Consider the following 19,620-nt stretch of genomic DNA (forward strand, 5'->3'; position numbering starts at 1 on the left):
CAGGATCATGCATCGATCCGTCTGGCCAAGCATCAACATCCGCGACGGTTCGATCCGTGCGTAATGCGCGACGGGTTTATGCGCATAAAGACATCGACTCAAATGGCCCGCGGTCACAACAGTGGGCGGCATAAGCCCTTGCCGTCGTCAGCAGGATCAGGGTGAAAACGACGAGACCAAGCGGAGTAGCGGCGCATCCGAAATACCTGACGCCCCCAGCTATACGCCAGGCCGTCGCCCGACAGCGAAATGGCTCGTGTGTCCTTCACCCTTCGATACCCCATAGCGTCCGATCCCTCCCAGAAGCCACCAAACGGGTTGCCCCCGACAGCGTTTCACAGCCGTTGCTGCGTTAGCTCAGCCACCTCAAATCCTTTATGCGCATAAACCTATCCCAAACGGTTATTTCTTATCTCGTTTACACAAAAACGATTGAAATGCGAATTCATCCAGGTAAAATCCATCTGCGTCTAAAAAGAGGAGGTGAAGATTGGCAGCAGAAATCATCGCGGTAACTCAGCAGAAGGGTGGGGTCGGGAAGAGCACAATCGCGATGCACCTCGGCGCTGCGTTCCATGAGAAAGGCAAACGCGTCCTCGTCGTAGACGCAGATGGTCAAAACACACTGATCCACTGGGCCAGTGCATCATCAGACGGCGACACCGGCATCCCCTTTCCGGTGGTCAACCTCTCTGAAGCCGGTAGCCAGATCCATCGCGAGATCAAGAAGTTCGTGGCGGACTACGACATCATCGTCGTCGACTGCCCCCCCTCCATCACAGAGAAAGTGTCCGGCGTCGTGTTGCTCGCAGCGAGCGTCGCGATCATGCCAACGTCCTCGTCGCCTGCCGACTATTGGTCGAGCGTCGGTCTGGTGAAACTCGTGCAGCAAGCCCAGGTCATGAACGAGGACCTGCGCGCAGTCTTTCTGCTGAATAAGACCGAAGAGAAACGGATGCTGACGCGCGAACTGAAGCGCGCGTTGGAAGAGCTCGGCTTCCCATTGCTCAAGACCCAGATCCCGACGCGCGAAGCCTATAAGCAGGCAATGGCGTTAGGGCAGACAGTGCTTCAGATGAACGATCGCGGCGCCAAGCTCGCCGCCATCGAAGTACGGGCGTGCGCCAACGAGATCGCAGCCCTGCTCCCCTGAGTTTATGCGCATAAAGAAAGGACCCTGAATGAAACCCTCCCAATTCGCCAAAGGCTTTCAAGCACGTCCTGATACGACCAGCAGCGAAAAGCGAACCGCCCTCGACCGTCTGAATGCGATCGACGGTTTGGTCAAGAATGGCGCCACGACTGCCGATGCACCGAGCCGCACGATCCAGCCGGCTATGTCGCAGGACATCGCGGAAATCGACGCCGCCGATCTCGCCAATGAGTCGGCAGCCTACCGTGCGTGGCGAATCGAGCACGCTTACCGGCCGGGCCAGGTCATTGAGCTCGCGCTCAAAACGATCAAGCCGAGCCCGTTCAATCCGCGCCACTTCTATCTGAAGTCGTCGATTGCCGAACTTGCTGTCAATCTCGCGAAGCAGGGCCAGCAGCAGGCGATTCACGTCATTCCCGATTACGACAATCCCGGCAGCTACTTCGTCAGCGACGGCGGACGGCGTGTGCGGGCGCTTAAGGAAGCGAACAAGGAATCGGTGAAGGCGATCGTGATCGATCTGCCGATTGGTATCCAAAGCTATAAGCTTGGCTACGACCTCAACGTCCAGCGCGATTCGCAGACCGTGTTCGACAACGCCGTTGTCTGGAAACGCTTTCTCGACGATCGGCATTTCCAGAGCCAGAAAGAGCTCGCCGAACATCTCGGACTCGACGAGTCGACCGTCGCGGTCGCCCTGTCAATCGCGAAGCTGCCCGAGGTGGTGATGCATGAGATGGTCGCAAGGCCTGACCGCTTCGGCTCGAACATGGCCTATCAGGTGGGCCGTTATCACACTGCCCGCGGCGCCGACGCTACGCTGCGCCTGATCAACAAGATCCTCTCGGACGACCTGAGCACGCGACAGGTCGCGGACATCGTGAAGGGCAGGGCAAGCGCACAGGAAAGCACCAAGCCGGCGGGTCGCCAGCGCTATGCGCAGCGTCTGGAGATCAAGCTCGGCGGTGTCGCAGTCGGCGATCTGAAGTCGTATGGGGACGATCGGATCGAACTGCGCCTGAAGGGTCTCACACGTGAAAAGCGTGACGACATTCTTCGTCAGATTGAAAAGATGCTGAAGTAACGAAGGAAAGCGTCAACAGGAAAAGAAACGGCGGCGCACGAAAGTGGCCGCCGTTTTTCTTGATGCGCTGTTGACTCGCTCTTGACGCGCTGTTGGCAATTACGCCGCGCGCGATTGGCTCAGCGTGAAGGCGAGCAGGTCGCCATCGGTGGGTTCGCCCCAGGTTTTGCGAGCCAGCCAATCGAAGAACGCCGTTTCGACGATCTTCGAGTCCAGTCCACGACGACGCCAGTCGTCGCGCATATGTGTGCCGAGATCCGGTAACACGTCGTCCTCGAACGACTTCCGCGCGATCTCCCGCTCGGACTCACCTTGCTCGTCGTAAAGCTCCCGAGCTTCCTTGCGGCGAACCGCCGAGTACTCGCCAAGCAGACGCGCTTTCAGGTCGTCCGCCGGCGCGGCCGCGGCCTTGCCACCGCTACCGGACGGCAGCGCCTCGACCGGCGGCGCATAGCCCTTCTTCAACGCGTCCTTGAACAGCGCCGGGGCGCTACGCACAGCGGGCAACGACGTGCTGCGCATGCGTTGTTCGGTCATCTGCAGTGCAGCGCGAATCCGGTTTTCTTCGCTATCGGCATACAGCGTTTGCGCTTCTTTCAGCGGAATGCCGATCTTCACCATCCGGTCGACCAACGTGCTGTCGAACACATTCGGGTGTTCGTCGAGCGCCAGCATGGGCTGTTTGCGCTCGGTCACGCGGAACTGGATCTCGGCGACCCGGCGTCCTTCCCGGTGCTCGATCAATTCGACAAAGATGTTGGTGACCGCATTCACTTCGGCGATAGCCGGGCGCAGGTAATCGCGCTTGAAGTACTTGTACTCGCGCTTCGCCTCGTCACCCGCCTCGGTGTCGGGCGTGCCGGAGAGAATAGGGCGCCACCATTCCCATGTTTCGCGCATCGTCAGATGGCTCGGGTTGGTCAGGTAGCGGACGCAAATCTCGTAAAGTGCGAGACCGGCGCTACTGCGCAACTGGCTCTGGAACTGCAGACTGAGCCGCGCGTACTGAACTGGATCGAGCAGCTTCTTCTTGATCTTCGGTGCGAACGAGAACTCCACCCAGACGCGGCGGGTGGTGGGGTCTTCGAGAATTTCCGCATCGGCAATCAGCGTGGAAATACCCCACTTGCGGCCGGGCTTCTGGCTGGACGTGCCGGTACTCCATTCGACCTGCACCGACACCATGCGCCGCAGGTGCTCTTTGACGAGCGCGGTGTCATTCGAATCGAATGCCGAATTGGCGACGATGTCGGACAGCAAGGCCCGATACGTGTCGCCGGACTCATCAGCTTGCTGAGCGACGGCGAGGAGAACGTTGAACAGCTTGCGGGTGAGGAGCGTGATCTTGCCGCTCTTCGGCTGGATGGCGATCGCCTCGACGGCCTTGCGTAATTCGGCCGAGCTCGGGCTGACTACATCTGTCTTCTTCGCGCGCTTAGTGGCCATGCGTCTGGTCGAGGAGGGATTTGGCGAGAGCATACCGGCTGTGGTGATACGCGTCTATAGCATGGGTCTCACCGTTCCCGGTGAAGTGAGTTTACGAGGCGCAACTCACCTCGAGCAGCTCCCGAAAACCCTCACCTCACCTGTTTCGCGCCAGGTTCAGGGCATCCTTATCGGTCGCGGCCTCCCGAAATACCGACCGATTTCTGACCTGGCGCGAACGGAAGTCATTCGATCCCGAATCTTCTCACCTCAAAAAAATCTCGTTAATTTTGGTGGTATGCATGTTGCGGGTCGAGCGTACGCGAACCGCATCGGTGGCGCGAACACGCTTCAGCCCATTTCAGCGAATAGGGGAGGGGAGGAGAGCGGGAGAAACTTGGGGCAGCAGCAGGCGCACGGCCCCACGTCCGGGACTATCCCAGGCGCAGCCCCGGCTGTCCCGGTTAGACGCGAGACGTGCCCGCCACAACGCGTGCCAGACGGCCTGCACGACGGGCGCCGCGACGAAAATCGCCGGAACGCACACCCCTCGATTGCGACCGCGTTGTCTTCGCCGCGCAGAAACGCACGGGCAATCGCCGCGTATCCATTTGAGCAAAAGCGGCCGAACCTGGCGGACAGACACCTCATACCGCGAGCGTGAGCTCCAACTCGCGACAAACTCCCCCCGAAAAAGCTCACCTTAACGTCTGCCGAGCGCTCGGAACGACGCGGCCTTCAGACCTGGGGGCCTGAAAAAACACCGATAAATACTCCCGAAAAGCCTCACCAATGACCCCGGAAGAGGTTGGCGCAGGTCATGGAAAAGGCCCCCCGAAAAACCTCACCTTTGCGCATCGCACAAAAATTATTCAATAATTTCATTGGCTTATAGAAGCATAGCGATCCGAACCACGGCCACGCGCTCCCGTATATCCTCACCTTTAGCAGCATTTCCGTGAAATCCGACGTTTCCGGTCGCGATCCAAAGGGCCCCGAAAAACCTCACCTTAACAATTCAGCAGCCGCAAAATCGGAACGGCTCTGACAGCGTCCGTAGGGCTTTTCCGGCCCATCGCGGCGATTTTGGTCCTGTATTTCCTCACCTTAGCGATCACGAGCCCCCAAAAAGACTCCCGAAAAACCTCACCTCAGGCCGAAAACAGGCAATTTGGCGAGCCGGCGATCGCCTCGATCCACGTCTCCCGAATTCGCTCACCTTTGCGCAAGGGTGACCGAGGACCCCGCTGACGCAGCAGACAGAATTTCGATCGAAATCGCATGCAGCTCCCGCAAACCCTCACCTTAAGCGCCCGAATGCCCAGAAATGAGGCAAAAATGACGTCCAGACCCCGGAAAGTCTCACCTTCGGTTCGCGTTTTCTCCTGTCTTGTCTCACCAATGGGGTTTACGAGGCCAAAATAAGGCAAAAAGTTGGGGTCCACGGAGGTCCCGAAAGCGCTCACCTTAAGGCCAGCAGCGGTCAGAACCGACTTTTGAGTGCTGCCGGGCGATCCCGGACACTCAGGTCCCGCAAAATCTCACCTTTAGCCAAACCGCACTTTTAGGGGCGCTCCTGAACCAGCTCACGTTCTGTCCCGGACCCACTCACCGAGGCCCCCGAACCTCATCACTCAACCCTCCCGCAAGACCTCACCACCTCTCCCGTAAAGCTTCACCTTACCGGGCTGGAACCCCAGCCTGGTAAGGGTTTGCCATGGCGTTAACGTTTTTAACATGGGTTCAAAGGTGTTTACTTTTATTACTCTCTAGCATTTCCCCGCGTGTCCTTCAGACAGCACCTTTCCACCACCTCGGCTCCCATCAAGCGTTCGTGAAACAGTGAGCGATCAGAAAGAAACCGATGAAATCTCTTTATTTACAAAGGCTTATTGGCTAGTCTTCGTTTTGTTTCACGGAAAAAAACCGCTGGCTCCAATCTAGCGACCTATCAGCAACCCTAAAACACGCCAACTCGCTAAACAACAGGCTCCTCCGACAAATACGTAGCAAACAGTACGTAAATTGTTATGATTCATCCAATTCGAGCGACATCGAGGTATACATGAATCTGGACCAGGAACGACAAGCCATCCGTGACGAGCTTGAATCGTTGAGAACTAGCGGGGCACGTCGACAGGAACTGTCACTCCATGCTTGCAAGCGACTTTTTTTCGATTTGGGAATTCGTCCGTCCATGGCGACCGTTCGCGACCTGACCCAAACAGGCAGCGCAAGCGACATACCGAAGGACATCGACCACTTCTGGGAACGCATCAGAACGGTGTCGCGCGTAAAAGTGGGTGCCGGCGCTATCCCTAAAGGACTGGAAGATCGCGCTGGAGAGTTGCTGGGCGCACTCTTTGAAGAAGCCGTTGTGCATGCCCGCTCTACGCTCGACAGCGAGCGCGACGAAATTCGGGCTGAAGTCACGGCTGCCGACCAACGTGCGCGAGAAGCGGAAATTCGCTGCGACGTGTCGCAAGAGGCCATCAAACGCAGCGAACTGAGAGCCGAAGCCGCATGGGAACGCGTTCGCGCACTCGAAACTGAGCTATCCAGCACCACCACACACGGGACCGCTCACCAGGAAGGCTTGCAGGCAACGGTGCGCCGACTCGATAGCGAAAACGAAACGCTGCGTCAACGCCTCGATACCGAACAGGCGACCAACGCGGCACTCCGAGACCGAATCGATGCATTGCACGTCGAATTGCGCCAAAGCACCGAACACTATGCGCAACAGATCAAGGATGCCGTCGCCGAAGCCGAGCGCCGTGTGAAGCCCATGCTGGTCGAGCTCGATTCCTTACGCAACATGGCCGCCACCTATCAGTCGGGGGTACGGGACGCAAGCCGCAAGGAATTCGAGTTTATTCAGCAGATCGCCGCAGCCAAGGCGCGTGGCGACCGGCTCGACGCGCAACTGCGCGAGCAATCGGACGAAGTGGATGCTTTGACGAAAGAAGTTGCCGCGTTGCGCGGCCAGCAGGGCATCGACCCTGCGATCGCGAGCCTGCTGTGTTCGCTGGTCGAAGCAGGCAGGCTCACCACCGACGAGCTGACAGCGATCGGCACCGCGGCGGACGGCCATGTCTCGCTGCCGCTGCGCTGCCCAAAATGTGAGGAAGGTGAGCCTGAACTATCCCAAGTGGATCACCGCTTCGAACTGCAGTGTCCGGAATGCGATCACTCGTCAGGCCTCGGTGAATCAAGGCTGGAAGCGGTTAGCCGGTTTTTGTCGAGCGGTTCGATTGCCGCGTCGGCATGACCGTTCGGCGAGGGCGTAATAGCGGATAAATCACCAAAGGTGAGGAAATTCGGGACCTCAAGGGTGAGTATTTTCAGGGCTCATCCCATCACCCTTTCCTCGTCAAACGCCCGTCCTGCCTAGGCGTGGGCAATGGCGGAGCGGATGGATCCGGTTCATCGATAACCGCCGAATCCTGCTGATCCATCCACTTTTGCCACGTTCGATACAAACGGTTGGCGGACACTGCCTGTACAAATCCCAGCCACTGCCCGACCAGTTCTGCCTCAACCCCGCTCTCGAACAGGTCCGCCGCAAAGGTGTTGCGCAGGGTTTGCGGACTGGCGCGCGAGGCTCGCGACGCGGCAATGCCAGCCGCGTCGACCAACGCGTCGACTCCGCGGAGCATCGTTGCCTTGTGCATTGGGCGTCCTGAAGGCGACGCGGGAAAGACCAGATTGCCGGCCAGTTCGGAAAGGCGCCGTTCAGCAAGCCATGCGTCGAGGATAGCGGCCGCGAAGGGAGCGAGCCGGGTACGCCGCGTCAGCATGGGATTGGCGGACTCGATCGTGACCCAGGGCGAGCCGGCATTCACGCAACTAACTGTAAGTGCCCCGGCCTCGCCTGTCTTGAGTCCACCGCCGAGAAACACAGCAATCAACGCACGGTCGCGTCGCTCCCTCCACCGCTGCGCCGCGGACAAGGCCGGCAAGGGCGAAAACAGATGCGCAATGAGCGCGGCGCGTTCGGCATGGTTGAGAAAACCGGTCGGCTCGTTATCGCGTGCATTTCGCCATGCTGCTTCGCCATCCTGAGCAATGAAACGGGCGGGGTTGGTCGACGCGGATTCGACTTCGCGCACATGGTCCAGTACCCGCTCAATAAGCCGCAAATACCTGACGCGCTGCGGTTTCCGGATCGCAAGGCTGCCCACGAATTCAGCAATGGTTTGCGTATCGACCGTGACCAGACTCTTTTGGCGAACGGCAAGCCAGTCGAGGAAAAGTCCCCACTGCGCTTGATAGACTTCAGCGGAAGAGCGCCTGAAATGCTGCTTGGCAAGCCATGCGTCGAACGCGATTTGCGGATCGCGGCGCCAGTCTTCGCGTTCCTGATCGAAGAGATCGGTTGACGGTGCGGGGCGTGTGGCCGGGTCGGTCAGATGAGGAGGTGACATACGCTATCTTTCTGTTAGTTGCGCATATTGTAGGTGGCAACCGATGAAAGTACAGCGTTTAGGTCAGTCGCCCCAAGCCCGCGCGTGCTTGAGCGGAGCGTTTTTGGACGCAGGTTGCGCAGCACGCCGTGCCGCCTCTTCATAGGCCGAGACGGCAAACGCGAACACCGCCGGCAATGCCGTGGACGTGCCGAAGTCCACCGCCTCGTCCGTTTCCGGATAAGGCAACGCGGATGGCCGCTGGAACAGGCCGAGCATGATCGCGTCGTGCCGGCTGGCAAAACCGAGATCAGCCAACGCTTCGGCTTCGATGGCCTGTAACAGGCGCCACGTAAGCGGCACCTGCTGGACGATGTAGCGTGCAGCGATGTTGCGCACGATATGTTCAAGATCGCGCGCCGCGCTTTGATAGCGCAGCGCGGCCAGAGCATGCTCGGTTTGGTCGGTGGTCAGGTCGTTCATGATCGGCTCCAGTCGATACCCCGTACTGTACAAATATACAGTGTCTCGCGCAACCTCGGCCGAACGGCTAATTCAGTCCGAATCCGCCAACAACCTGCAACGGTGCGCCCGCACCTCAGCCGTGAATCACCACCAGCAGCGCTTTCGCCTCGCCCTTTCCGGCATTGCGGATCGCGTGCGGCTCGTCGGCGACGTAGCGCGCGGTGTCCGCGGCCTTGAGCCGTTTCGTCGTGCCCGCCGCCTCGATCTCGATCGATCCCTGCAGGACGGTCAGATGCTCGCGCGTGCCGGGCTCATGCGCGTTCGACACCAGCGCCCCGCCCGCTTGCAACGTCAGCTCATACCACTCGAACTTGCCGGCCAATTCGATCGGACCCCAGACACGCAACTGATACTTGGCCTCGTGCCCGCTCAAAGTCGGAATGTCGTGCGGACCGGAGACGGCGATCGCCTCCGGCGCTTTTTGCGGCGCGAACAGCGAATCGAGACTGACGCCGAGCGCGTTCGTCAGGCGCCAGGCGACCGCGATCGTCGGATTGGCCTTGTCGCGTTCGATTTCCGAAAGCATCGATTTCGACACGCCGGCCGCGCGAGACAGGTCGTCGAGCGTCATCCGCCGCTCGGCGCGCAAACGCTGAATCTGCTCGCCGACGCGCGGTGGCGCAGCGATCGCCGGGACCGGGCTCGCGCCGGAAGTGGGTGTCGCGCTGGTTGCTGCACGGCGGATTCCCGAACTTGCCATTTACTGACCTATCGTTTAGAGTTGTTCGACATACCGGATTTTAGTTCGGAAAAACGAAAATATCCGATAAAACTGACAGCCGACTATAACAGCCCGCCTCGACGTCGCAAATGCCGCAGATGCCGGACATGTCGGAGCGCACCACCCTTTCAGGAGTCAGGTTCATGCGTGACCTTTACCTCGCCCATCTGCGCGGCACTCTCGAGCAGATTCGTGCTGACGGCTTTTACAAGAACGAGCGCGTGATCGCCAGCCCGCAGTCGGCTGACGTGCGTCTCGCGAACGGTACGGAAGTACTGAATTTTTGCGCGAACAACTATCTCGGTCTCGCCAACGACGAACGGCTGATCGAGGCCGCCAAACAAGGCCTGGATCACGACGGCTTCGGCATGGCGTCGGTGCGTTTCATCTGCGGCACGCAAACCGTGCACAAAGACCTCGAAAAAGCGCTGGCCGCCTTCCTGCAAGCCGACGACTGCATTCTCTATTCCAGTTGTTTCGATGCGAACGGTGGTCTGTTCGAGACTCTGCTCGACGAAAACGACGCCATCATCAGTGACGAACTGAACCACGCGAGCATCATCGACGGTGTGCGGCTTTCGAAGGCGAAACGCTTTCGCTACAAGAACAATGACCTCGCCGATCTCGAAGCCAGGCTGAAAGAAGCTGACGCGGCAGGCGCGCGCTTCAAGCTGATCGCCACCGACGGCGTGTTCTCGATGGACGGCATCATCGCCAACCTCGCCGGCATTTGCGATCTCGCCGACCGCTACGGCGCGCTGGTGATGGTTGACGATTCACATGCGGTCGGTTTTGTCGGCGAACATGGGCGCGGCACCCCGGAACATTGCGGTGTGCTGTCGCGCGTCGACATCATTACCGGTACGCTCGGCAAAGCACTGGGTGGCGCATCGGGCGGCTACGTCGCCGCGCGACAGGAAGTGGTCGATCTGTTGCGTCAACGCTCGCGTCCCTATCTGTTCTCGAACACGCTGACACCGAGCATCGCTGCCGCCTCGCTGAAAGTACTCGAATTGCTCGCCAGCGAAGAAGGTGCGCAACTGCGCGCGCGCGTGCGTGAAAACGGTGCGCATTTCCGGCGTGCGATGAGCGCGCTCGGTTTCACGCTCGTGCCCGGCGAACACCCGATCATTCCGGTCATGCTCGGCGACGCGCAACTCGCATCGAACATGGCCGATGCGTTGCTGAAGGAAGGCGTGTATGTGATCGGCTTCTCGTTCCCAGTGGTGCCCAAAGGCCGTGCGCGAATCCGCACGCAAATGAGCGCCGCGCACACGCCGGAACAAATCGACCGTGCCGTCGACGCATTCGCGCGTGTCGGCCGTCAACTCGGCATCATCTGAAGCGGAGGCGCACATGAAAGCACTAGCAAAACTCGAACGCGCACCGGGCCTCACGCTGACGGATGTGAAGAAACCCGAAGTCGGTCACAACGACGTGATGATCCGCATCACGCGCACTGCGATTTGCGGTACCGATATCCATATCTGGAAGTGGGACGACTGGGCACAAAAAACGATTCCCGTACCGATGCATGTCGGCCACGAATACGTCGGTGAAATTGTCGAAATGGGCCAGGAAGTACGCGGCTTTGCAATTGGCGATCGCGTCTCGGGCGAAGGGCATATCACCTGCGGCTTCTGCCGCAACTGTCGTGCGGGACGCCGGCATCTGTGCCGCAATACGGTGGGCGTTGGCGTGAATCGTGAAGGCGCATTTGCCGAGTATCTCGTCATTCCCGCGTTCAACGCGTTCAAGATTCCGCCTGAGATCTCCGACGATCTCGCCGCGATCTTCGATCCGTTTGGCAACGCCACGCATACGGCGCTGTCGTTCAACCTCGTCGGTGAAGACGTGTTAATCACCGGCGCCGGGCCGATCGGCATCATGGCCGTGGCGATTGCGAAGCACGTCGGCGCACGCAATGTCGTGATTACGGACGTCAACGACTATCGACTCGAACTCGCGCGCAAGATGGGTGCGACGCGCGCGGTGAACGTCTCGCGTGAATCGTTGCGCGACGTGATGACGGATCTTCACATGACCGAAGGTTTCGACGTCGGGCTGGAAATGTCAGGTGTGCCGAGCGCTTTCACCAGCATGCTCGAAGCGATGAATCACGGCGGCAAGATTGCGTTGCTCGGGATTCCGCCCGCGCAGACCGCGATCGACTGGACCCAGGTGATTTTCAAAGGCCTTGAAATCAAGGGCATCTATGGCCGCGAGATGTTCGAGACCTGGTACAAGATGGTTGCGATGCTGCAAAGCGGTTTGGACCTGTCGCCGATCCTCACCCATCATTTCAAGGTCGATGATTATCAGGAAGCGTTTGCCACGATGCTCTCAGGCGAGAGCGGCAAGGTGATTCTCGACTGGACGGCTGCGTGAGCTAGAACGACAACGCGCCCAGTCGCAGCGCCTGAAACAAAAGACCTTGAAAAGAAACGCCCGCACCGCGCTCACCCGTCTGCGGGCGTTTTAACGAACTCGGCCTGAACGCGCACATGAATATCGTCGCCGACAGCCGGATACCACGTTGCCAGACCGAACCTCGCGCGACTGAAATGACCGTCCGCGGAAAAGCCGAGCGTGTCTTTTTTCGTGAGCGGATCGGGCGCGAAGCCGTTGAAAGTCACGTCTAACGTCACGGGTTGCGTGACGCCATGGATTGTCAGATCGCCACTCAACGTGCCGCGTGATTCACCGGTGCGCTCAAAGCGCGTGCTGGCGAAGCGTACCTCCGGATAGCGCGACACGTCGAGCATGCTCGCGCTTTTCACCATCCTGTCGAGTAGCGGCACATTCGTATCGATGCTCGCGGCGTCGACCGTGATCGTCGCACTACTCCTGTCCAGTCCTCCTTCATTCCAGTCGAGCTGCCCCTGCTTGCGGTCGAAGCGCATGGTAAAGCGCGAATACTTGAAGTGATCGATGTCGAAGGTAATGCTGCAATGGTCCGGGTCGAGATCATAGTGTCCGACCGGCACGCGCGCTTCGTTCTGGCTGACCGTATGGGTGAGCACTTGCACAGGCGTACAGGCCATCGCCGTCAGCAGCGTTGCGCTGAGGAGCACACGTACAAACATTCCACGAACGGGAGAGCGACTCATGAAATTCGTTCCAGTTGATTGATCGCCCCCACGATAGCAGCAAGCGTAGCCGACCCGCAGAAGTACGCAAAAAACTTGACGAAGGAGAATGATCGTTCTACCCTTCGCACATGGCTACTCAAAACCCAACTGAATCGGCTGCGTCCGGCAGCGCGCGTGAGCGGCTGCTTGATGCTGCGGAAGCATTGATCTACGCCGGCGGCATCCATGCCACAGGCGTCGACGCGATCGTCAAACAGTCCGGCACCGCGCGCAAAAGCTTTTACACGCATTTCGAATCGAAAGATGCGCTGGTGGCTGCCGCGCTGGAGCGGCGCGACGAACGCTGGATGAACTGGTTTATCGCGGGCACGCTGCAGCAGGGCAAGACTGCGCGCAAACACCTGCTCGGCATGTTCGATGTGCTGCGCGGCTGGTTTGCCTCGGAGGATTTTCATGGTTGCGCGTTTCTGAACGCTGCCGGCGAAATTGCCTCCGCGGAGGATCCAATCCGGATCGTCGCGCGTGAACACAAGGAACGCCTGCTCGCGTTCGTGCGAACCCAGTGCGATGAATACGCGGCTGAATCGGGAATGGACGCCCGCCGCGTCGCGCGCTTGTCGCGCCAATGGCTGATCCTGCTCGATGGCGCCATCGGCGTGGCGCTGGTGAGCGGCGAGGCCGATGCCGCGCTCGACGCGCGAACCGCAGCCGAGGCTTTACTCGACGCCGAGTCGACCAGCGAATCAAGCGAGTCGCGCAAAACCCCGATCAAAACCCAGAGCAAACGACCGCCATCCCGGCGCACCGCAACCTGACTGAGGGACCCCCATGGCCGACCCAATCGAAACCCGCCCGCCACTCCCGCCGTTCACACGCGAAACCGCGATCCAGAAGGTGCGCGCCGCAGAAGACGGCTGGAACACCCGTGACCCCGAGCGCGTGTCACTCGCATACACACCGGATAGCGTCTGGCGCAACCGTGCCGAATTCACGCATGGGCGCACTGAGATTGTCGGACTGCTGCGCCGCAAATGGGCTAAGGAACTCGACTATCGCCTGATCAAGGAACTATGGGCCTTCACGGATAACCGCATCGCCGTGCGCTTTGCCTACGAATGGCACGATGACTCGAACAACTGGTTCCGTTCATACGGCAACGAGAATTGGGAGTTCGATGAGCACGGGCTGATGGCGCGCCGTCATGCCAGCATCAACGATCTGCCGATCCGCGAGGCCGACCGTCTTTATCATTGGCCGCTCGGCCGCCGTCCCGACGATCATCCAGGCTTGTCCGATCTCGGCCTGTAAACCGTTTTCCGACATTGAAGGTGAGCATCTGTTACGTGTTCACCGCTTTGCCATCGGTTCTCCGTTATGGTTGCATGTGCGCCGCGGGGCACGTCCTGTGCCCGTGCGCCCCGAGCGTGTCCTCCACATCGTCTGTGCTGGTTGAGGTACAGTGCGCGACGGACGGCAAGCAAGAATAACCAGAACATAGATGACACCGGCGCTCGACCGGTGGCGGAGCGTACATGCATTTTCGGCAGATCAGGAAGAACATTCGGCGGACCGCCGTGGCGCTTGCCGCGAGCCTGGCCGCAGCCTCCGCGGCGCATGCGGGCAACTGGTGCGACGGCGGTGTATGGGTCGACGCCATGCTCGGTTCGTATCACATCGACCCTGACCCGAACACGCATTTCAACGAGTTCAATCCGGGCCTCGGCGTCGAATGCTGGCTCAACAACCAATGGGCACTGACCGCCGGCGGTTTTCGCAACTCGCTGCGCCGGCCTTCTTATTACGGCGGTGGCATCTGGGCCCCGGAATTCGCGCATTGGGGCATCGTGCGGATCGCGGCGATGGGCGGGATCATCTCGGGCTATAACTATGGCAACTGGGGGCTGGGTCGCAACCACACGATTGGGCCGGTGGTTGCGCCGGTCGTGATGCTCGACTATAAGCGCGTCGGCGCTAACTTCATTGTGATTCCGCCGATCCCCTCGGACAATCTTCCGTTCACGATCGGGTTTCAGGTGAAGGTGAAGTTCTAATCTGGCGTAATCAGCCCCGGGCCTGGCGTAAAAAGCCGCCTGTGGGCGCATGGATGGACCCCGGCGAAATATTCGCTATCACTTCGGCATCTCACGCCCTATAACACATATCTGCAGGGCGATTATTCCGTGTCGAGGGGTCCAAAAAATCCGTTGACACTGCCAGTTCGCACGCCACCTTGCGCCCCGGGACCTCGGCTTGGCGCACTGCTCTCCTTATTTTCACGACGACCTAAAACTTTGACCTCGGGCAATTCGCCTGTGGGCCCGAAGCGCGTTTTCGCGCGTCCGAGAATTTTTGTCCATGCTGACTTCCGGACCCCGGATAACGAATCGCATCAGTGAAAACGTACCCTAAATTAAGGAGGTAAAAGTGAAATCACGACTCATGGCAGCTTCTGCTGCCGGATTACTTGTCATGGCCGGGCTTGCGCATTCGCAGAGCATGCCGGCGACTCAACAACCTGCCCCATCGGAAAACGCAGCGACTCAGCCAACCGCCTCCCCCTCCGACACGGCGACGCAGTCATACGGTGGCATGCCTGACATGAAAATGCAGAGCGGCGCGAAACACATGAAGCCCTGCAGCAATGACCCGCAATGCAATATCTTCTTTGGCGGCAGCTAAAAACAATCTGACGGCGTGCGGCAGCGCCAGGCAACCTCTTTGTTCAGGTCCTCCGTGAGGATGCTCAGGAGATTGCCTGGCGCCAATAGCGCAGCCGTCTCAGCCGTCGTGAAGCCAGGTGATCCAGCTGAGACGAGCGACTCCTGGATGGTGAGGAATTCCAGGAGATGGCGCTATCTTGATCAACGGTGAGGAATTCCAGGAGACGGCGTCATCTCGATCAACGGTGAGGAATTCCAGGAGACGCCGTCATCTCGATCAACGGTGAGGAATTCCAGGAGATAGCGTCATCTTGGTCAAAGGTGAGGAACGCCAGGAAATGCGATCACCCCAGCCAAGAGCGAGGAATTCGATGAGACAGCGCCAACGTGATCAAAGGTGAGGAACGCCAGGAAATTCCGTCACCCCAGCCACGGGTGAGGAATTCCAGGAGATGGTGTGATGGTGATCAATGGTGAGGAGCGCCAGGAAATGCCGTCATCCTCGCCAAAGGTGAGGTGTTCCAGGAGACGCCGCCACCTCGACGAGAGGTGAGGCGTTCCAGGGCGCATGGCTTCACGTCGGTGAGAGGTGAGCCGTTCCAGGAAGTGTCACTATTTCAGCGAGAGGTGAGCTGTCCCAGGAGTCGAGCTGCACCGTGGAAGCAGGCCAGAACACGTGACGGTGAGGAATTCCAGGAGATCGCTTGCAAAAGGTGAGCGATTCCAGGAGGTGAGCAATCGCCACGTTGAACGCGCACCTGTCATAAAGTGAGGATTTCCAGGGAGTCTTCCTCATGGCCATTCACGGTGCTTCATAGAGCATTCAGGGCGAAACCTAGAATTACGCGGGAAGCGTAAATCTCACCGCGAAACCGCCGCCAGCAGGCCAATCTTGTGATCTTGTACACAGTGTCTGGCAGCGCCAGGGAAGGAAGCTAAAAAACCAAAGGTGAGAAGATTCGGGAGCGCGTGCGGTGATAATGTTGCTACCTGTGGTCGCACTTTCGATTCGAAGGTGAGAAGATTCGGGAGGCCTGCCCGAACGCAGTTACCTGCGAATCACATTCCGTTCACGTGGAGCGCTTTCCCCAATGACACCGCGCGCCTTTGGCAAAGAAATCAAGGCGGCACTCGCGCCGCACGCCGACGCTGAACGCGCGCTCGCTATGAGCGCCTATATGCGCAACCACTTCGCGTTCATCGGTGTGCCGACACCGCAGCGACGGCAAGCCGTGCTGCCGGTGTTCAAGCGGCTGCCGATGGAGAGTGCCGATCATCTGCTGGCGTGCGTGAATGTCTTATGGTCGATGTCAGAGCGCGAATTCCAATACGTTGCGACCGACCTTCTGGCGCGCAATTGGAAAACGCTTACGGTGACAGACATCCCACACTTATTAGCGCTCGCACAGCGGAGCGCCTGGTGGGATTCGATCGATCCATTAGCCGGCGTCGTCGGCGACGTTCTGAAAGCGGCACGAACTCATACACCGGAGGTGCAGGCCGCGATGGATGCAGCGCTCCAGCACGAATCGCTGTGGGTCCGGCGCATTGCCATGATTCATCAAGTCGGCTGGCGCGACCATACCGACGAAGAACGTCTTTTCGGCTACGCGCGTTCGCTGGCCGCGGAAGGTGACTTCTTCATCCGCAAAGCCATCGGGTGGGCGTTGCGGGATTACGCGTGGCATGCGCCCCAGCAGGTGAGCGCCTTTCTTTCCGCTTCGAAGGACATCATGTCGCCGCTTACTTTGCGCGAGGCATCGAAGCATCTGCCACCGATCCGCTGACCTGTCTGGCGCAAAACATTTGCCGCGCAATTAACCCCATTCAATTAGTGGTGTGCGTCAATGCCACACGTGCTTTTTGCAAAAGCGCTACGCACCGTAATGCGCAAAATAAGTGGGTTATAAAAAGGGCAGTAATTAACGGCACCCAAATCAAAAACTTTAGAAAAATATTTAACCCCCCGGGCGTGCTCAAAACCCCTGCCGTCATCGCTTAGTAACATGCATCCGCAATACTCGGCAGCGCTGCATTCTTGACTCAAATTCGCAAAAAAACGCGCTGCTCCAATCGAGGGCTGACGCGAAGGCCATACCCTCGGGGGGTTCACATGACTATTCGTCATCGCATCACGCTATTAGTGGTCTTAATGTTCGTCGCCCTGTCGGCGATCGGCGGCTACGCCGTCTATCAGACGCGCGGCAGCGCGGCCGAAGTGCGCAAAGTGACCGAGGGTGTCGTCCCTAGCGCGCTCGCCTCGGCCGACCTCGTCTCGCAGGTCAAGGACGTGCAACTTGCCACCATGACCCTCGTCTACGCGCCGGACGCCAATATGGTCGCCCAGGCACAAGACGAACTGAAGAAGAAAAAGGCCTCGCTGCAACAGGGCCTCGCGCTGCAAGCCAAAGATGCCGCGAGCCACGCCCAGCAAGGCCTCGTTTCCCAGGCGAACGACAGCCTCGTGAACTACTTCGACGCTATCGCCGAGACGGCGAAAATGAAGGCCGACGGCAAGAACGAACTTGCGCAAGCGTATCTGTTCGCCAACGTCGCGCAGTATCGCGACGAACTCGAAGGCATCGTCGAAACCCTCCGCGTCGAGAAGAACCGCCAGAAAGACGAAGCGATCACGGCACTGAACGCCACGCTTTCCACCACCACGACGGCCATCGCCATCGTCACCGGTATCGCGATCATTCTGCTGACCTTCATCGGTACGCTGCTCTACCGTCAGATCACCCGTCCGCTCAGCCGCATGCAAGCGATGATGAGCGAGATCGCAGCGAGCCAGGATTTCACGCGCCGCGTGCCGGTGGGCCGGCTGGACGAGATCGGCCATTCGATCGTCGCCTTCAACGGCATGATTGAAAAGATCCAGGAAAGCTCGGCGCAACTCAAGCAGAAGACCGCCGACATTCAGGCGATGTTGCAGAACATGCAGCAAGGTATTTTGACGGTGATCGACGGCGCCGTGGTCCACGCGGAGTACTCGGCGTATCTGGAAGACATCTTCGAAACGAAAGACATCGCCGGTCGCGGTCTGATGGATCTGGTGTTCTCGGAGACCGATCTCGGCTCTGACGTGCTCTCGCAAGTCGACGCCGCCGCACATGCGTGCCTCGGCGAAGACTGCATCAACTTCGCGTTCAATCAGCATCTGCTGGTCGGCGAAATTTCGAAGCGCATGCCCGATGGCCGGGTGAAGATTCTCGACCTCAGCTGGTCGGCGATCACCGACGAAAACGACGTTATCGTGCGCTTGATGCTGTGTGTGCGTGACGTCACCGAACTGCGCAAGCTCGCCGCGGAAGCCAGCGAACAGCGCCGCCGTCTGGACATGATCGGCGAGATTCTCGCGGTCAGCGAAGAGAAGTTCCATCACTTCATCGAAAGCTCCGCAGGTTTTGTCAGCGAGAACGAGCGCATCATTCGCAAGCATTCGGAAGCGGACCACGCGGCGATTGCCGAGCTGTTCCGCAACATGCACACCATCAAGGGCAATGCGCGGACCTATAACCTCGCGCATCTGACCAACGTCGTTCATGAAACCGAGCAGAGCTATCACGAACTGCGCCAACCGGACGCGGACCGCTCGTGGGATCAGGAACACCTGATGCAGGAGCTGACGCGCGTGCGCGAGGCGATCGAGAGCTACGCCAGGATCAACGAACAGAGCCTCGGCCGCAAGGCCAAAGCCGGAGCGAACAACGCCGGCAATGCGGGCCGCTACGTGATGGTCGAGAAGGACCAGATTCAGCAGACCTTGAGCATGCTGGACACGACGAACGCGGGCGAACTCCACGAATTGCAGTCGATGCGCGATGCGATGCGTCAAACCCTGCGCGCCCTGGGCAGCGAAAGTGTGCGCGACGCGCTGTCCGGCGTGCTGGACTCGCTGCCTTCGCTCGCGCAGGAACTGGGCAAGCCGGCGCCGACCGTGCGTATCGACGACAACGGCTACCGCCTGCGCGGTCAGGCGGGTGGCACGTTGAACAACGTGTTCATGCATTTGCTGCGCAATTCGATGGATCACGGCATCGAGACTGCCGAGACCCGCGGCGCACACGGCAAAACACCGGCCGGCACGATTGATATCGAAGTGGGCGTTGACAATCACGCGCTCCAGATCACGCTCAGCGACGACGGGCGTGGCCTCGCGCTCGAACGGATCCGCGGCATTGCCGCCGAGCGCGGCTGGATTGGCAGCGATGAACAACTGAGCGACGAAGCCATCGCCGAATTCATTTTCCGCCCGGGCTTCTCCACCGCAGCAACGGTTACGGAAGTGTCGGGCCGCGGCGTCGGCATGGACGCCGTGCGCGACTTCCTCAAACGCGAGAACGGTCGCATCGAACTGCGCTTCACCGACGATCACAAGGGCGCCGCGTTCCGTCAGTTCCAGACGATTGTCTGCCTGCCGGATAACGTCGCCGTCGATACGCTCGGTGTGGACGCGCGTGGCGATGCCGGCGAAGTGCAACTTGACGCGATGGCGGATTGAGCGTTGGTCGAACGCCGATTGGCGCGCTTCGCGACGGACTTCGGAAGGAT

At 59.4% G+C, this 19,620-nt stretch carries 16 protein-coding genes; 11 read left to right on the forward strand and 5 right to left on the reverse strand.

The window, feature by feature from the left end:
- The first annotated feature begins 490 nt into the window (after positions 1–490).
- Complete coding sequence (gene parA, locus PQQ96_RS34785; protein ID WP_063498136.1) at positions 491–1,153, forward strand: ParA family partition ATPase; 663 nt, start codon at positions 491–493, stop codon at positions 1,151–1,153.
- Between the two features lie 28 nt (positions 1,154–1,181).
- Entirely contained in the window at positions 1,182–2,237 is a 1,056-nt protein-coding gene (locus tag PQQ96_RS34790) for a ParB/RepB/Spo0J family partition protein (protein ID WP_408300915.1), read from the forward strand.
- Between the two features lie 99 nt (positions 2,238–2,336).
- Here PQQ96_RS34790 and PQQ96_RS34795 read toward each other — a convergent pair whose 3' ends face one another.
- Positions 2,337–3,683, reverse strand: coding sequence for a replication initiation protein (locus tag PQQ96_RS34795; protein ID WP_408300917.1), 1,347 nt, complete (start codon positions 3,681–3,683; stop codon positions 2,337–2,339).
- Positions 3,684–5,727: 2,044 nt separating this feature from the next.
- Here PQQ96_RS34795 and PQQ96_RS34800 point away from each other — a divergent pair.
- Positions 5,728–6,933 (forward strand): DNA-binding protein, encoded by a 1,206-nt coding sequence (locus tag PQQ96_RS34800; RefSeq protein WP_408300919.1) that lies wholly within the window; start codon positions 5,728–5,730, stop codon positions 6,931–6,933.
- An 88-nt stretch (positions 6,934–7,021) separates the two neighbouring features.
- On the opposite strand, the gene PQQ96_RS34805 is transcribed toward PQQ96_RS34800, so the two are convergent.
- The 3 genes from PQQ96_RS34805 to PQQ96_RS34815 all read right to left on the reverse strand — a co-directional run bounded on the left by PQQ96_RS34805 (position 7,022) and on the right by PQQ96_RS34815 (position 9,293).
- Positions 7,022–8,089 (reverse strand): tyrosine-type recombinase/integrase, encoded by a 1,068-nt coding sequence (locus tag PQQ96_RS34805; protein ID WP_408300921.1) that lies wholly within the window; start codon positions 8,087–8,089, stop codon positions 7,022–7,024.
- 63 nt (positions 8,090–8,152) lie between these two features.
- Complete coding sequence (locus PQQ96_RS34810; protein WP_408300923.1) at positions 8,153–8,551, reverse strand: DUF2471 family protein; 399 nt, start codon at positions 8,549–8,551, stop codon at positions 8,153–8,155.
- Positions 8,552–8,666: 115 nt separating this feature from the next.
- Entirely contained in the window at positions 8,667–9,293 is a 627-nt protein-coding gene (locus PQQ96_RS34815; RefSeq protein WP_408300924.1) for a helix-turn-helix domain-containing protein, read from the reverse strand.
- A gap of 164 nt (positions 9,294–9,457) precedes the next feature.
- On the opposite strand from PQQ96_RS34815, the gene PQQ96_RS34820 reads away from it, so the two are divergent.
- Both PQQ96_RS34820 and tdh read left to right on the forward strand, forming a co-directional pair.
- Positions 9,458–10,657 carry a glycine C-acetyltransferase gene (locus PQQ96_RS34820; RefSeq protein WP_408300926.1) on the forward strand — a complete coding sequence of 400 codons (1,200 nt, stop codon included), beginning with the start codon at positions 9,458–9,460 and terminating at the stop codon, positions 10,655–10,657.
- Positions 10,658–10,670: 13 nt separating this feature from the next.
- Complete coding sequence (tdh, locus tag PQQ96_RS34825; RefSeq protein ID WP_074290151.1) at positions 10,671–11,702, forward strand: L-threonine 3-dehydrogenase; 1,032 nt, start codon at positions 10,671–10,673, stop codon at positions 11,700–11,702.
- A gap of 71 nt (positions 11,703–11,773) precedes the next feature.
- Here tdh and PQQ96_RS34830 read toward each other — a convergent pair whose 3' ends face one another.
- Positions 11,774–12,424, reverse strand: a complete 651-nt coding sequence (locus PQQ96_RS34830; protein WP_408300928.1) for a YceI family protein — start codon at positions 12,422–12,424, stop codon at positions 11,774–11,776.
- 110 nt (positions 12,425–12,534) lie between these two features.
- Between PQQ96_RS34830 and PQQ96_RS34835 the strand changes: the two genes are divergently transcribed.
- The 6 genes from PQQ96_RS34835 (at position 12,535) to PQQ96_RS34860 (ending at position 19,570) form a co-directional block, all read left to right on the forward strand.
- On the forward strand, positions 12,535–13,221 hold the full coding sequence (locus PQQ96_RS34835; RefSeq protein WP_408300930.1) for a TetR/AcrR family transcriptional regulator: 687 nt from the start codon (positions 12,535–12,537) through the stop codon (positions 13,219–13,221).
- Between the two features lie 13 nt (positions 13,222–13,234).
- The gene (locus PQQ96_RS34840) at positions 13,235–13,714 is read left to right on the forward strand and encodes a nuclear transport factor 2 family protein (protein WP_408300931.1); all 480 of its coding nucleotides are present in this window, start codon (positions 13,235–13,237) and stop codon (positions 13,712–13,714) included.
- A 224-nt stretch (positions 13,715–13,938) separates the two neighbouring features.
- Complete coding sequence (locus PQQ96_RS34845; protein WP_408300933.1) at positions 13,939–14,457, forward strand: hypothetical protein; 519 nt, start codon at positions 13,939–13,941, stop codon at positions 14,455–14,457.
- Between the two features lie 373 nt (positions 14,458–14,830).
- Positions 14,831–15,085, forward strand: a complete 255-nt coding sequence (locus tag PQQ96_RS34850) for a hypothetical protein (RefSeq protein WP_408300935.1) — start codon at positions 14,831–14,833, stop codon at positions 15,083–15,085.
- A 1,072-nt stretch (positions 15,086–16,157) separates the two neighbouring features.
- Positions 16,158–16,853 carry a DNA alkylation repair protein gene (locus PQQ96_RS34855; RefSeq protein ID WP_408300937.1) on the forward strand — a complete coding sequence of 232 codons (696 nt, stop codon included), beginning with the start codon at positions 16,158–16,160 and terminating at the stop codon, positions 16,851–16,853.
- 326 nt (positions 16,854–17,179) lie between these two features.
- A complete protein-coding gene (locus PQQ96_RS34860; protein WP_408300939.1) occupies positions 17,180–19,570 on the forward strand; it encodes a HAMP domain-containing protein in 2,391 nt (796 codons plus the stop codon).
- Positions 19,571–19,620: the final 50 nt, after the last annotated feature.

Source organism: Paraburkholderia sediminicola (genome assembly GCF_046027825.1).
GTDB lineage: Bacteria > Pseudomonadota > Gammaproteobacteria > Burkholderiales > Burkholderiaceae > Paraburkholderia > Paraburkholderia sediminicola_D.